Here is a 13,121-nt window from a genome sequence, read left to right on the forward strand (position 1 = left end):
GACATCCTCAGTTGATGAAGCGCAGGTCGGAGAACCATCCGGCGGAGACCGCCATGATGTAGAAGTCGGTCAGGATCACGGTGAACAGCGACGTCATCGCGAAGGTGCCGTGCTTCGGGTTCAGCTTGGACACGAAGGTCCAGTACCGATAGCGCATCGGGTGCTTGGAGAAGTTCTTCAGCCGGCCGCCGACGATGTGCCGGCAGGCGTGGCAGGACAGCGTGTACAGCCACAGGCAGACGAGGTTGATCCAGATGATCAGCGTGCCGAGGCCGATGCCGAAGCCGCCGCCCTTGCCGTGGAAGGCCTGGACGCCGTCGTAGATGTTCAGCAGGCCGAACAGCAGCGCACCGTAGAAGAAGTAGCGGTGCAGGTTCAGCGCGATCAGCGGGAACTTCCGCTCACCGGTGTAGGCCTTGTGCGGCTCGGGCACCGCGCACGCGGCCGGCGCGAAGAACAGCGACCGGTAGCCCGCCTTGCGGTAGTAGTAGCAGGTGCCGCGGAAGCCGGCCAGGACCACGAACGTGATCAGGCTGAACGGCAGGAAGCGCGGGAAGTTGCCGAACCAGGTGCCGAGATGGCTCGAGCCCTCGACACAACTGCTGGTCACACAGGGCGAGTACAGCGGGGTGAGGTAGTGGTACGCGTCGACCCAGTACCACTTGTTCATGAAGATGCGGACCGTCGCATAGACGATGAAGAACAGCAGGATCACGCCGATACGCAACGGCGCGAGCCACCATTTGTCCGATCTTGCGGTCTTGAGGCCTACCTGTGCGCGGCCGGGAGCGCTTACCCCGGTCGCCATCAGGGAGCGTGCCTGTCGGGCGCGCCGAAGCCTTCGTGTTCCGCGTCTGTCCACATGGACGCGTCGTACTCCACGTCGGGAATCTCCTCGAGTTCCTCCGGAACCGGTCCGGGCCTGTGCCTGGGATCAGGCGGGCCCAGTTCGGCGAGATCGTCGCTCAGCCGGGCCACGTCGGACACCAGGCGGCGGATGCCGAGGGTGTCACCGTACTCCTGGCTGAGTCTGCCGACGGCGGCGTGCAGCCCTTCGAGTGCGCGGGCGACTGCGGCAACCTCGCTGTTGCTCATGCCGACTCCAGTGATGGTTATGTAGCTGTCAGTATGGGCACACTTTGCCCCTGCCGAGCGCGCAACGGAAGACCCCTCGGTACGGCGTGTTTCCAGTTAGGCTTACCTCAGTTGCGACCGGCCGTCGGGTGGAGTAATGGAGCGAATCCGGCCTGTAGTACAAGAAGATTCGCGGGCGGCGTCAACGTCTCGGCCTGATGAAGACCGGCGGGTTCGAGCGGTATGCCGTACCCGTTCCAGGACCACGGCAGCACCCGGCCGCCGAGCACCAGCGCAGGCGCCCCGTCGAACCGCACCATGGCCCCATCAGGCAGTTCGGAGAAGTTCTGGGTAGTAGTCCGCTGCCGCCGGGTACGGGATTCGACCCGCTGGTAGTGCAGTACGGCATCCATCTCGGCCGCCCGCGGACGCTCGCCCAGAGAGTTGGCGGCCGCCCAGGCGCCGGCGTACAGCAGGTAATCCCTGCGTCTGCAGTAATGACACGGTCGATGGCCGGCCGCCAGCGCGACCGCCTCGTCGAAGAAGAACAGCGCGGTCCAGCGCCCCGGCGGCATCGGATCGCGCCGGATCCCCTTCCACTCAAGGACGCAGCAGATCCACGCCTTCGAGCGCCAGCGGGTCGTCCCGAGCGTGCGGTCCGGGCGGTGGATGCTGCCGCGGTTGCCCATCAGCAACCCGCGGCCGGTGTCGGCCACGATCTCCTGGGTGGGCAGAACCCTGTTCTGCAAGGGCATAGGAGCATCGTGCCGCACGCGTCGGACACCTTCTGGCAGAGTCGCGACGTGAAGACTGTTGTGGGAGTGGCAGTAGTAGAGGGCAAGCGGGTGCTCGCGGCGTACCGGCCGGGGGTGGACGGCGGGTGGGAGTTCCCGGGCGGGAAGGTGGAGCCGGGGGAGTCCGACGAGCAGGCTGCCGTACGGGAGCTCCGCGAGGAACTGGACCTGGAGATCAAGGTCGGGGAATCGCTCGGTCCGGCGGTGAACATCTCGGCCGAGTACCAGCTGCACGTCTATCTCGCGACAGTGGTTTCCGGGGATCCGGTACTGCGGGAACACTCGGAGCTGAGGTGGTTCGCCGCCGCCGAACTGGACGAAACGGGCTGGCTGGTCCCGGATCGGCCCTTCGTCCGGGAACTTCGTACCAGGTTGTAAGTGGTACACATCACACTGCCGCTCGGCGCCGAGTGCTCACGCTCCGGAACTGTATGGGTCGTTTGTATGGGTTGTACCTGGCACGTGGTCCAGCCGCCGGACGAGAATCCTTGCCTGACTCTTGGGGAGGAGTGACGTATGTCGGTGTACCCGGCAGTTCCGGCGGTGCGGAGAGAAGACTTCGCGCCCGAGGTCGTGTGTGAGGTGTACGAGCTCGGTTCGCACCGGCGGACGCCCGCGGCGGTCAGGGAGCTGACCAGCCGCCAGGTGGCGATCGGCCGGATGATGTCGACCGGTGCGAAGGACGCCGCGATCGCTCGTGACCTCGGGCTCTCGCTGCGCACCGTGCGTGCCGAGATCAGCGCGCTGATCAAGGGCCTGGGCGCGAAGTCGCGGTTCCAGGCGGGCTGCCTGCTGGTTCGCCGCTTCGGCTGAGAACTGTCCGGAGGCCGACGTAGGCTTTCGGCATGGTTGAGCTTGCTGAGCGCCGGCTGCTGCTGGTGCACGCCCACCCGGACGACGAAACCATCAACAACGGTGTGACGATGGCGCGATACGTGGCCGAGGGAGCGCACGTCACGCTGATCACCTGCACCCTCGGCGAAGAGGGCGAGGTGCTGGTCCCCGAGCTCGCGCACCTGGCCGCCGACCAGACCGACGGCCTCGGCCGGCACCGGATCGGCGAGCTGGCGAACGCGATGTCCGAGCTCGGTGTCACCGACCACCGGTTCCTCGGCGACGCGGGCAAGTACCGCGACACCGGGATGATCTACAACGACCACGGCAACGCGGACGTCCCGCCGGAGACCCGCAAGGACAGCTTCTGGCAGGCCGACCTGCTCGACGCGGCCAACGACCTGGTCCCGGTGATCCGCGAGCTCCGGCCGCAGGTCCTGGTCACGTACGACCAGTGGGGCAACTACGGCCACCCGGACCACATCAAGGCGCACCGGGTCGCGATGTACGCCGCGGACCTGGCCGCCGCCCGCTCGTACCGCGAGGACCTCGGCGAGGCCTGGGAGATCCCGAAGATCTACTGGACCGCGATGGCCGAGTCGCCGATGCGTGAGCAGCTGCGGGCGCTCCGCGACGCCGGCGACACCACGACGTTCGAGGGCATGGACCCGGACGGCCCGCTGCCGCCGATGATCACCCCGGACCGGCTGATCGACTGCGTGATCTCCGGCGAGGAGTATCTCGACCGGAAGATGAACGCGATGAAGGCGCACGCCACCCAGATCACCGTGGACGGCCCGTTCTTCGCGCTGTCCAACAACAACGGCAACCAGATCTGGGCCTCCGAGCCGTACCGGTTGGTCCGCGGCACCGCCGCACCCGACGCCGACGGCCTCGAGCACGACCTCTTCGCCGGCCTGTAAACCGGCGGTGAGGTGACCCTTTCCACACGCTCGGTCGAGTGAACAAGGCATAACCTGCTGACGTGTCCTCGACCGAGCCCAGTGGGAGTGTGCCCGCCGCGGAGTTCCGTGCCGCGCTCGGGCGGTTCGCGTCCGGGATCACGATCATGAGCACGTTGCAGGACGGCGTCGCGCACGCGATGACCGCGAACGCGTTCACCTCGGTGTCGCTCGACCCGCCGCTGGTGCTGGTCTGCGTGGACAAGGGCGTCCGGATGCACGCCGCCGTCCTGGACTGCGGGTACTGGGCGATCTCGGTGCTGGCCGCGGAGCAGCAGCCGGTCGCGGAGCGGTTCGCCCGGTCCGGGCGGGACCTGTACAGCCAGTTCGACGGGATCGCCACCACGGCCGGCCCGAAGACCGGGTGCCCGACCGTCGACGGGGCGCTGTCCTGGCTGGAGTGCCGCACCTGGGCGACGTACGACGGGGGCGACCACACGATCGTGGTGGGTGAGGTGCTGAGCCTGGGGACCGGTGGTCCGGGCGATCCGGGAGCGCTGCTCTACGCGTCCGGTCACTACCGGAAACTGCCCGGAAACTGACCGTTGTCCCGGGGCAGGGAAGGGCTGCCCCGAGGGGTGGCCAGACCTCTGGCGTCCCGTAGGATGTGCGCTTGTGCCCTGACCCCGGCTCGTGCAGGAGGACTCTTTCCGGTGGGGAGAAAGCAGCTCGCGGGGATCATCGCCGCCGCGGGGCTCGGTGTGGTCGTCGTCGGGTACGGCGCCGCGTTCGCGTTCGCGGGCTCGAAGGTGCCGAGCTCCACGACCGTGCTCGGGATCCCGATCGGGGGCCTGTCGAAGGACGCCGCGCAGGCGAAGCTGACCGACGGTCTGAAGGACCGGGTGGCGGCGCCGATCGCGCTGACCGCCGGCGGGGCCACGTTCCAGGTGGTACCGGCCGAGGCCGGGCTGTCCGTGGACGTCGGCAAGACCGTCGACGCGGCCGGTGCGGGTCGCAGCCTGGCGCCGGGCCGGATCTGGCACGCGCTCACCGGCGGCGACGCGGTCGACCCGGTGGTCACCAAGGACGACGCGAAGCTGAAGGCCGCCGTCGACAAGCTGGCCGGCCAGGTGAACCGCAAGGCCACCGAGGGCACGATCACGTTCAAGGGCACCCAGCCGGTCAAGCACGAGCCCGCCGAGGGCCTCGAGTTGGACACCGCGAAGGCGACCGACGCGGTCGTCGCGGCGTACCCGGCCGACGGGCAGCCGAAGGAGCTACCGGTCAGTACGACGAAGCCGCAGGCCGCCTCCGACGCGATCGACAAGGCCGTCAAGGAGTTCGCCGAGCCGGCCATGTCCGGCCCGGTCCGGCTGGCGGTCGGCTCGAAGTCGGTCGACCTGACGCCGGCCGAGCTCGCTCCCGCGCTGTCGGTCACCGTGCAGGAGGGCAAGGTCATCCCGGCGCTGAACACCAAGACCCTGGAGCCGCTGTTCCAGCAGCGCTTCAAGACCTTGGAGACGCTGCCGAAGGACGCCACGGTGCAGATCGTCGGCGCCGGCCCGAAGGTGGTCCCGGCCGTCGACGGGGTGGTCGTCGACCGGACCAAGATCGGCGCCGCGATCCTGTCGGTGCTGCCGAAGCCGGTCGGCGAGCGGCGGGCCACCGTGCCGCTGATCCCGACCCCGGCGAAGTTCACCACCGAGCAGGCGACCGCGCTCGGGATCACCCAGAAGATGGGCGAGTTCCAGACCGAGTTCCCGGACGCGGCGTACCGCAACATCAACATCGGTACGGCGGCGCGGAAGATCAACGGGACGCTGCTGAAGCCGAACGAGATGTTCAGCCTGAACAAGATCGTCGGTGAGCGGACCAAGGAGAACGGGTTCACCGAGGGCTACATCATCAGCGGCGGGAAGTTCGAGAAGGACCTCGGCGGCGGTGTCTCGCAGTCGGCGACCACGACGTTCAACGCGGCGTTCTTCGCCGGGCTGAAGCTCGTCGAGCACAAGGCGCACAGTGTCTACATCAGCCGTTACCCGGTCGGGCGGGAGGCGACGGTCGCGTGGCCGTCGCTGGACCTGAAGTTCCTGAACGACTCCGGCCACGGTGTGCTGGTGCAGACGGTGTTCAAGGCCTCGACGGCGGGCAGCAAGGGCAGCATCCGGGTGATCATCTGGGGCACCAAGGTCTGGGACGTCACCGCCGGGCAGTCCTCGAAGACGAACGTCCGGCAGCCGAAGGTCGTCTACAACACCGCCGCCAAGTGCGAGGCGCAGGCGCCGACGCCGGGCTTCGACATCACGATCTACCGGTACCTGGCGAAGAACGGCGTCCGGCAGAAGACCGAGTCGTTCGTCACCAAGTACAACGCGGCCGACGACATCCGCTGCGGACCGCAACCCGGCACGGTCACCCCGCCGCCGGGCACCACGACGACCCCACCGCCACCGGGCCGAGGCCACAAACCCAACTAACCCCGGTGGAGTTCGTGCAGTCCCGCCGCGACCTGGTCGAAGAGTGCCTCCTCGATGACCGCGCCTTCGCGGCGGACCTGCCGCGGGTCGATGCGGAGCACCCGGTCCAGCCGTACTTCGCTGTTCCGGTGTTCCTTGTCCCACGAGCCGCTGCCGATGTCCATCCAGACCCGGCCCCAGCGCGCCTCGTCGGCGGCGTCGCGGTCGTGGTCCTTGCTGGTCAGGATCAGCGCCAGCAGGTACGGCTCGTCCCAGCCCATCACCAGCACCGGACGGTCCTTGCCGCGGGTGTGGTCCTCCTCGAACGGCACCCAGGTCCAGACGATCTCACCCGGATCCGCCACCCCGTCGTCCGGATGCGGCGTGTACTCCACCCGCACCGTCCCCTCGAAATCCCCCGCGTACTCCGGCCGCTCAACCACGTGATCCGCCATAGCCCCGGAGCCTAACGCCCTCACATCTCGGTGGGCTCACACCGTTCAACGCACGTGCTCATCACTCGCAACCGGGGCGCGGTACTCGCCGTGCTGCTCACCGGTCAGTTCATGGCCAACATCGACACCGCGGTGGCGAACATCGCCGGCCCGTCGATCGGGACCGATCTGCACGCCTCGCCGGGCGCGGTCGGGCTGGTCGTCTCCGGGTACGTCGTCGCGTTCGCCGTCCTGCTGATCACCGGCGCCCGGCTCGGTACGTCACTCGGCTACCGGCGGACGTTCCTGCTCGGCCTGACCGTCTTCACCGCCGCGTCCCTCGCCTGCGGTCTGGCGCCCGGGATCGGCACGCTCGTCGGCGCGCGCTTCGTTCAGGGTGCCGGGGCCGCGCTGATGGTTCCGCAGGTGCTCAGCGGCATCCAGCTGCACTTCCACGGCCGCGACCGGCTCAAGGCGCTCGGGTACTTCTCGATCGCGCTGTCCGGCGGCGCCGTGGCCGGGCAGCTGCTCGGCGGCGTACTGATCGCCGCGAACCTGTTCGGCACCGGCTGGCGCCCGATCTTCCTGGTCAACGTGCCGATCGGCGCCGGCCTGCTGATCGCCGGCCGCCGCCTGCTCCCGCCCGACCCGGCCGGCCGCCGGGACCGCCTGGACCTCGGCGGTGTCCTCGTCCTGTGTACGGCGGTTCTGCTCGTCATCGTGCCGCTCCTGCTCGGTGCCGAGCGCGGCTGGCCCACCTGGTCCTGGCTGTGTCTCCTGCTGAGCGTTCCGGCGCTCCTGCTCTTCGAGTACGGCGAACGCCGTACGGCCGCGGGTGGTGGGCGACCGCTCATCGCGCGGGAGGTGCTCGGCAGCAGGTCCGTCCGCGCCGGGCTGCTCGCTCACGGGTGCACCAGCGGTTCGTACTTCGCCCTCCTGTTCGTACTCGCCCTTTACCTACAGGGCGGGCTGCACAAGGGTCCGGCGTACTCCGGGTTCGCCATGGTGGTGTGGGTGGCCGCTTTCGGGCTGGCGGGGCCTGTACTGCCGAGGCTGCGCAGGGGAGCGCAGTGGATGCCGGTTGTGGGCTGCCTGGTGCTGGCGACGGGCTATGTGCTCGTGCTGGCGTATCTGGTGCTCGGCGGGCGTAGCGGGCCGTTGCTGTTCGTTCTGCTCGGTGTCGGCGGGTTGGGGCTGGGGATCAGCGCCAACACGTTGATCGGCGCGGTGACGTCCAGCCTGCCGCCGTCGTACGCCGCTGACCTGTCCGGGGTGGTTGCTACCAACGCACAGCTGTCTGGTGCATTGGGGGTCGCTGTGGCGGGCTCTGCGTACACCGCGCTCTCTGCTGATCCCGGGAGGGCCTTGACCGTCGTACTGGCTGGGTTTGCGGTGCTTGCGCTGGTCGGGGCCGCGGCTGCTCAGCGGTTGGTCAAGTAGCGGTAGCGGTACGCCTCTTGATAGCCGAGGCGGGTGTAGGTGGTCAGCGCGGGGATGTTCTCCAGGAGAACTTCAAGATAGGTACGCCGACCGCCTTCCGGGCCTGACCAGCGCGCCAGGCCCTGGACGATCGCCGTACCGAGCCCGCGCCGGCGGAACCCCTCCGCCACGCGGATCGAGTCCACCCCGAGCCAGTGCCCCGTCATCGCCCCCCGCCCGACCGCCACAACCCGCCCGCCCTGCACCACAGAGGCAAACCTCGCCTTCGCCGCCCCTTCAAGCACCTGCGGTGCAACAACCGGTACTGGGCCCTCGAAAGCAGCCGCATACCACGCGTCATCCGGCCGCTCTGTCAGCTGAACCTCGTACCCAGGTGCAGCGTTCACATGGTCCAGCGTGGTGTGCATGACGAGTACGTCGGACTGCCCCGGGCGGGCGTCCACCCACCCGAGAGCACGAATCTCCTGGTCGAACGGACTGCCGACGCGGACCTGAACCTGTGGGCGGAGTTGGCGCTCTGTGTAGAACGCGACGGTCTGCTCGAGGGCTTCGGCGACCGGGACGCCGGGGCGGCCGGCCGGGAGGAGCGAGTTGGCGCGGCCGGTCCAGCCGGCGGATGCCCGGAGCAACCACTGGCCGATGTACGCGCGTTCCACGGCGGGCCGGCCGAGCGACGCGGTCAGGAACAGCTGGTCGACGTCGACCGGGCGGAGCGGCAGCTCGGGGATCCGCTTGGCGGCGGCGATGTCCGCGACCGGGATGTCGTACAGCGTGCTGTCCGCGTGCCGAACGGTGACGAGTTCCGGCGTACCGGCCTGCAGGACGCCGATCACGTCGGTCAGCCCGCCCGGAATCCGGTGCCGGACGACGACACGGTGGCCGATATCACGGGCACCCAGGCCTGACACGATCCGGACTCCTGGCACAGTGGTCGAGGTACTACCGTGATACTAGAGATACTCGCATCACCGCATCGCAGCACCCCGAAGCCAGCGCTGCGCTTGCCTGCCATAGGAGGAGTAGCAGTGACCTACGTCATCGCGCAGCCGTGTGTTGACCTGAAGGACCTCGCGTGTGTCGAGGAATGCCCCGTCGACTGCATCTACGAGGGCAACCGGATGCTGTACATCCACCCCGACGAGTGCGTCGACTGCGGAGCCTGTGAGCCGGTCTGCCCGGTGGAGGCGATCTACTACGAGGACGACACTCCGGAGCAGTGGAAGGACTACTACACCGCGAACGTCGACTTCTTCAACGACCTCGGTTCGCCGGGCGGTGCGTCCAAGCTCGGCAAGATCGACAAGGACCACCCGTTCATCGCGGCCCTGCCGCCGCAGGAACACGACGAGTAAAGAAAGCTGACAGAGAGTAGGGCATCCAAGCGGGTGCCCTACTTCTGTTTACTGCGCCAGTACGTCCACGTGGACGTGATCGAGGTGCCTGAGGATCTTCGGGTCACCTGAGCGCTCCGGTGGGGTGTACTTGCGCCAGCCCGCGTCCGACTGCCCGCCCGCGGTCCAGATCTTGTCGCTGAAGATCACCGTCTGGATGTTCAGCAGCTTCGCCCGGGCCACCAGGTACTGCGCGATCGCCCACCCCTTGGTGGTGTTCGCCGCCGAGATCGGCCGGACGAACACGTCGATCGCCCGCCCGTCGTAGTGCGCCGACCCCTCCATGTGCCCGGTCCGCACCCCGCCGGCCTCGTACCCGCCGGTCGACAGCTTCCCGAACGTCCGCGCCAGGTCCTTGCGGACCACCTCCGCCCGCGGCGTCAGCCCGTCCTTGCCCATCGTCTCCTGCGGTACGTCGGCCGTGTTCACCGTGCAGCTGAACACGCTCTCCGACTGCCCGGTCAGCGACGACGCCAGCACCCGGGCGTCAGCCTCGTGGTCGGCGTACGCGTTCGGGAACGCGCTGCGCTGCACCTTGTCCGCGGCGACCGTGATCGGGAGGCTCTGGTAGTTCGCGATCTTCACCAGCGCGTCGTAGAACTTCCCGGTCGCGTAGTACGGGTTCTGGACCTGTTTCGCCGTACCCCAGCCCTGCGACGGCCGCTGCTGGAACAGCCCGAGCGAGTCCCGGTCGCCGTGCGCGAGGTTCCGCAGGTTCGACTCCTGGTACGCCGTGGCCAGCGCGATCGTCGCCGCCCGGGCCGGCAGCCCACGGCGGACCGCGATGCCCGCGATGATCGCCGCGGACTCGGCCTGCTCGAAGTCGAGCACGACCTGCTGCCCGTTGACCGTCGCGGTGCACTGCTCGGGCGGCGGCAGGATGTTCGCGATGTTCTTCCCGCCGAGCCAGGCGATCCCGGCGCCGATCGCGAGGCTGAGCACGCCGATGCCACCCAGGACGACGAGGGCACCACGCTTCACCGGCATACCGCTCCCAACGTTCGAGGGCAGAGGACAGTTTCGCGGGTCACGTACTGATTGACGTGGTCAGCCTCACGCTGGTTGGCAAAGTCATCCTTTCGGACGATCAGGCGTTGGCGTGCAGCGCTTCGTTCAGCGTGATGCCCTCGCCCTGGCGCGGGCGGGCCTCGACGGCGCCGGTGACCGAGTTCCGGAGGAACAGCAGGCCGGGCTGCCCGGACAGGTCGCGGGCCTTCACGACCGTGCCGTCGGGGAGCGTGACCTTGGTGCCGGCGGTCACGTACACCCCCGCCTCGACCACGCAGTCGTCGCCGAGCGAGATGCCGGTGCCGCCGTTCGCGCCGAGCAGGCACCGCTTGCCGATCGAGATCACCTGCTTGCCGCCGCCGGACAGCGTGCCCATGATCGACGCGCCGGCGCCGATGTCGCTGCCGTCGTCGACCACCACCCCGGCGACGATCCGGCCCTCGACCATCGACGTCCCGAGGGTGCCGGCGTTGAAGTTCACGAAGCCCTCGTGCATCACGGTGGTCCCCGAGGCGAGGTGCGCGCCGAGCCGGACCCGGTCCGCGTCGCCGATCCGGACCCCGGACGGTACGACGTAGTCCGTCATCCGCGGGAACTTGTCGACGCTGGTCACGCTCAGGTGCTGGCCGGCGGCGCGGGCGCGGAGCCGGACGTTCTCGACCTCGTCGACCGGGACCGGGCCGAGCGACGTCCACGCGTTGTTCGGGAGGGCGGCGAAGATGCCGTCCAGGTTGACGCCGTGCGGGCGGACCAGGCGGTGGCTGAGCAGGTGCAGCCGCAGGTACGCGTCCGCCGTACCGCTCGGGGCCTCGTCGAGGACCAGTTCGGTCGTGACCACCTCACGCCGTACCTGCCGGAGGGCGTCGTTCCCCTCGGCGGCGACCAGCTCGGCCGGGGCCTTGGCGTCGGCCGGCCGGGACCCGAGCGCGGGCGCCGGGTACCAGACGTCCAGGACGTCCCCGGCGGTGGTAACGGTGGCAAGGCCGAAGCCCCAGGCGTGGTTCGTCATGCCTACACCCTAATTCGGGCGCACCCGGCGCCGGAGCATGGTCTACTTTTCGGATGCTTCCTGGATGGATCCCGCGGGACGTGGTGCTGGAGGTGTTGGCGGCGCCGGCTCCCGAGGCGGTGCATTCGGAGCTGCTGCGGCAGTGGGGATCGTCGGAGGTACGGCGGCTGTCGTACGGCTTGCGCAGCGTGATCGTGAAGCACGGGACGGACACGCAGGCCGGCGAGGAAACGGCCTACCAGAGGTACGTCGTACCGCTGGGGCTGCCGGCGCCGGAACTGTTGTACGGCGGCGACGGCGTGATCGTGCTGGCCGACGTCGGCCGGGTGACGCTCGAGCAGGAGCCGACCGCGGACGGGTTCGTCGCGGGCGCCGAGCTGGCGGCGCGGATCCACGGCGCGACGGTGGCCGGGGCGAGCGGGTTTCCGCCGGTGCGGGTGAAGGAGCTGGCCGGGCGGATCGGGCGGATCGACTTCGACCTGGATCCGCTGGTGGAGGCGCTCGACCGGCTGCACCGGGACGCGCCGCTCGGGGTGGTGCACGGGGACTTCGTGCCGAAGAACCTGGTCACCGACGGCACTCGCTGGACGGCGGTCGACTGGCCGCTGGCGCATCTCGCTCCGCATCTGAGCGACCTGTACACGTTGATCCGCGATGCCGTTGCCCTCGGCTACGACCGCGGCCCGATCGTCGCGCGGTACGTCGAGGTCTCGGGCGCGGATCCGTTCCTGGTGGACCGGCAGCTGCTGACCGGGGGCGCGTGTTTCTGCCTGCTCGCGCTGACGTTCGTGATCGAGGAGGGCGTCCGGACGATCCCTGGCTCGGAGGACTGGATCGACCCGCTGCTGGCCGAGCTCGCGGACCTCGTCGGGCAGTTGTCGTGAGGCTGCTGGTCCTCGGCGGCACGAAGAACCTCGGCCGGCACGTCGTCGAGGCGGCGCTCCGGGACGACCACGAGGTCACCCTCTTCAACCGCGGGCTGACGAACCCGGTGCTGTTCCCCGGCGTACGCCGGATCACCGGCGACCGGGCGGCTCCCGGCGTACTGGCCGGCGGTGAGTGGGACGGCGTGATCGACATGTCCGGCTTCCTGGTCCGCGACGTGTCGCTGAGCGCCGCCGTACTCCGGGACCGCTGCGGCCACTACACGTACATGTCGTCGATCGCCGTCTACGCGAGCAAGACCGACGTCGGCATGACCGAGTCCGCCCGGCTCCTCGGCTGGCCCGCCGGCGCGCCCGAGGACCACTTCACGATGGACCTGTACGGCCCGTCCAAGGTCCGCAACGAATCGTTGCTCACCGCCACCTTCGGGGACCGAACCGCGTCCGTCCGCTCGGGCTTCGTGATCGGCCCGTACAACCCCGACTTCGGCAACTGGGGCTGGGCCCTGGCCCACAACGTCCCGCTGGAATGCGCTGCCCGCCGCGACCAGCCCGTCCAGTACATCGACGCCCGCGACCTCGCCGGCTTCCTCCTGCACGTCACGGCCGACCGTCTCCCCGGCCCTTTCAACGCCGTCGGCCCCACCCGCCGGATGTCAGACCTCGCCGAGAGCTGGTGTTCGGTCGTACCGGACCCTCCACCCGTCAACTGGTCCCCACCGGCAGACGCCTTCCACCTACCCCACGACGGCTCCAACGACGGCACCTTCCAACTGGTCAACACCCGCGCCCTCACCCACGGCCTCCAGCTCCGCCCCGACACCGAGACCGCCCGCGACTACGTCGCCTGGGTCCACGATGGAAACGTTCCACCCGCGCCGCCGCATTGATTCGT

The 13,121-nt window shown here is 69.0% G+C and carries 16 protein-coding genes; 9 read left to right on the forward strand and 7 right to left on the reverse strand.

Annotation, left to right across the window (positions count from 1 at the left end):
- Positions 1-7: 7 nt before the first annotated feature.
- The 3 genes from ACQHIV_RS39695 to ACQHIV_RS39705 all read right to left on the reverse strand — a co-directional run bounded on the left by ACQHIV_RS39695 (position 8) and on the right by ACQHIV_RS39705 (position 1,829).
- Positions 8-808 (reverse strand): hypothetical protein, encoded by an 801-nt coding sequence (locus ACQHIV_RS39695; RefSeq protein WP_427889539.1) that lies wholly within the window; start codon positions 806-808, stop codon positions 8-10.
- The gene (locus tag ACQHIV_RS39700; RefSeq protein WP_344192953.1) at positions 808-1,095 is read right to left on the reverse strand and encodes a hypothetical protein; all 288 of its coding nucleotides are present in this window, start codon (positions 1,093-1,095) and stop codon (positions 808-810) included. The genes ACQHIV_RS39695 and ACQHIV_RS39700 overlap by 1 nt, the downstream gene beginning before the upstream one ends.
- Before the next feature lie 107 nt (positions 1,096-1,202).
- Positions 1,203-1,829 carry a hypothetical protein gene (locus ACQHIV_RS39705; RefSeq protein WP_427889541.1) on the reverse strand — a complete coding sequence of 209 codons (627 nt, stop codon included), beginning with the start codon at positions 1,827-1,829 and terminating at the stop codon, positions 1,203-1,205.
- 48 nt (positions 1,830-1,877) lie between these two features.
- Here ACQHIV_RS39705 and ACQHIV_RS39710 point away from each other — a divergent pair, with 48 nt between their 5' ends.
- From ACQHIV_RS39710 to ACQHIV_RS39730, 5 genes are all read left to right on the forward strand, one after another.
- Complete coding sequence (locus ACQHIV_RS39710; protein WP_427889543.1) at positions 1,878-2,246, forward strand: (deoxy)nucleoside triphosphate pyrophosphohydrolase; 369 nt, start codon at positions 1,878-1,880, stop codon at positions 2,244-2,246.
- 138 nt (positions 2,247-2,384) lie between these two features.
- Positions 2,385-2,681, forward strand: coding sequence for a response regulator transcription factor (locus ACQHIV_RS39715; protein WP_427889544.1), 297 nt, complete (start codon positions 2,385-2,387; stop codon positions 2,679-2,681).
- 32 nt (positions 2,682-2,713) lie between these two features.
- Complete coding sequence (gene mshB, locus ACQHIV_RS39720) at positions 2,714-3,625, forward strand: N-acetyl-1-D-myo-inositol-2-amino-2-deoxy-alpha-D-glucopyranoside deacetylase (RefSeq protein WP_427889546.1); 912 nt, start codon at positions 2,714-2,716, stop codon at positions 3,623-3,625.
- Positions 3,626-3,687: 62 nt separating this feature from the next.
- Positions 3,688-4,206 (forward strand): flavin reductase family protein, encoded by a 519-nt coding sequence (locus ACQHIV_RS39725; protein ID WP_427889548.1) that lies wholly within the window; start codon positions 3,688-3,690, stop codon positions 4,204-4,206.
- A gap of 111 nt (positions 4,207-4,317) precedes the next feature.
- Complete coding sequence (locus ACQHIV_RS39730) at positions 4,318-6,081, forward strand: VanW family protein (protein WP_427889550.1); 1,764 nt, start codon at positions 4,318-4,320, stop codon at positions 6,079-6,081.
- On the opposite strand, the gene ACQHIV_RS39735 is transcribed toward ACQHIV_RS39730, so the two are convergent.
- Complete coding sequence (locus ACQHIV_RS39735; RefSeq protein WP_427889552.1) at positions 6,078-6,515, reverse strand: type II toxin-antitoxin system PemK/MazF family toxin; 438 nt, start codon at positions 6,513-6,515, stop codon at positions 6,078-6,080. The two genes, ACQHIV_RS39730 and ACQHIV_RS39735, sit on opposite strands and share 4 nt — an antisense overlap.
- Positions 6,516-6,569: 54 nt before the next feature.
- Here ACQHIV_RS39735 and ACQHIV_RS39740 point away from each other — a divergent pair, with 54 nt between their 5' ends.
- Positions 6,570-7,934 (forward strand): MFS transporter, encoded by a 1,365-nt coding sequence (locus ACQHIV_RS39740; protein ID WP_427889554.1) that lies wholly within the window; start codon positions 6,570-6,572, stop codon positions 7,932-7,934.
- Here ACQHIV_RS39740 and ACQHIV_RS39745 read toward each other — a convergent pair.
- A complete protein-coding gene (locus ACQHIV_RS39745; RefSeq protein WP_427889556.1) occupies positions 7,916-8,842 on the reverse strand; it encodes a GNAT family N-acetyltransferase in 927 nt (308 codons plus the stop codon). The genes ACQHIV_RS39740 and ACQHIV_RS39745 overlap by 19 nt on opposite strands.
- A gap of 117 nt (positions 8,843-8,959) precedes the next feature.
- Here ACQHIV_RS39745 and fdxA point away from each other — a divergent pair, with 117 nt between their 5' ends.
- Entirely contained in the window at positions 8,960-9,286 is a 327-nt protein-coding gene (fdxA, locus tag ACQHIV_RS39750) for a ferredoxin (RefSeq protein ID WP_012923087.1), read from the forward strand.
- Positions 9,287-9,334: 48 nt separating this feature from the next.
- Here fdxA and ACQHIV_RS39755 read toward each other — a convergent pair whose 3' ends face one another.
- Together ACQHIV_RS39755 and dapD are read right to left on the reverse strand one after the other, a co-directional pair.
- Positions 9,335-10,312, reverse strand: coding sequence for a hypothetical protein (locus ACQHIV_RS39755; protein ID WP_427889559.1), 978 nt, complete (start codon positions 10,310-10,312; stop codon positions 9,335-9,337).
- Between the two features lie 100 nt (positions 10,313-10,412).
- Positions 10,413-11,342 (reverse strand): 2,3,4,5-tetrahydropyridine-2,6-dicarboxylate N-succinyltransferase, encoded by a 930-nt coding sequence (gene dapD / locus ACQHIV_RS39760; RefSeq protein ID WP_427889560.1) that lies wholly within the window; start codon positions 11,340-11,342, stop codon positions 10,413-10,415.
- A 53-nt stretch (positions 11,343-11,395) separates the two neighbouring features.
- On the opposite strand from dapD, the gene ACQHIV_RS39765 reads away from it, so the two are divergent.
- Positions 11,396-12,226 (forward strand): phosphotransferase family protein, encoded by an 831-nt coding sequence (locus ACQHIV_RS39765; protein WP_427889562.1) that lies wholly within the window; start codon positions 11,396-11,398, stop codon positions 12,224-12,226.
- Positions 12,223-13,116 carry an NAD-dependent dehydratase gene (locus tag ACQHIV_RS39770; RefSeq protein ID WP_427889564.1) on the forward strand — a complete coding sequence of 298 codons (894 nt, stop codon included), beginning with the start codon at positions 12,223-12,225 and terminating at the stop codon, positions 13,114-13,116. Before ACQHIV_RS39765 ends, ACQHIV_RS39770 begins: the two co-directional genes overlap by 4 nt.
- The last annotated feature ends 5 nt before the right edge of the window (positions 13,117-13,121 follow it).

Origin of the sequence: Kribbella polygonati (assembly GCF_050320105.1) — a bacterium.
Taxonomy (GTDB): domain Bacteria; phylum Actinomycetota; class Actinomycetes; order Propionibacteriales; family Kribbellaceae; genus Kribbella.

Bases quoted from the DNA above. Each gene is read 5' to 3' on its own strand.
- ACQHIV_RS39695 (WP_427889539.1), bottom strand. From the start codon at position 808: ATGGCGACCGGGGTAAGCGCTCCCGGCCGCGCACAGGTAGGCCTCAAG.
- ACQHIV_RS39700 (WP_344192953.1), bottom strand. From the start codon at position 1,095: ATGAGCAACAGCGAGGTTGCCGCAGTCGCCCGCGCACTCGAAGGGCTG.
- ACQHIV_RS39705 (WP_427889541.1), bottom strand. From the start codon at position 1,829: ATGCCCTTGCAGAACAGGGTTCTGCCCACCCAGGAGATCGTGGCCGAC.
- ACQHIV_RS39715 (WP_427889544.1), top strand. From the start codon at position 2,385: ATGTCGGTGTACCCGGCAGTTCCGGCGGTGCGGAGAGAAGACTTCGCG.
- mshB (WP_427889546.1), top strand. From the start codon at position 2,714: ATGGTTGAGCTTGCTGAGCGCCGGCTGCTGCTGGTGCACGCCCACCCG.
- ACQHIV_RS39735 (WP_427889552.1), bottom strand. From the start codon at position 6,515: ATGGCGGATCACGTGGTTGAGCGGCCGGAGTACGCGGGGGATTTCGAG.
- ACQHIV_RS39755 (WP_427889559.1), bottom strand. From the start codon at position 10,312: ATGCCGGTGAAGCGTGGTGCCCTCGTCGTCCTGGGTGGCATCGGCGTG.
- dapD (WP_427889560.1), bottom strand. From the start codon at position 11,342: ATGACGAACCACGCCTGGGGCTTCGGCCTTGCCACCGTTACCACCGCC.
- ACQHIV_RS39765 (WP_427889562.1), top strand. From the start codon at position 11,396: ATGCTTCCTGGATGGATCCCGCGGGACGTGGTGCTGGAGGTGTTGGCG.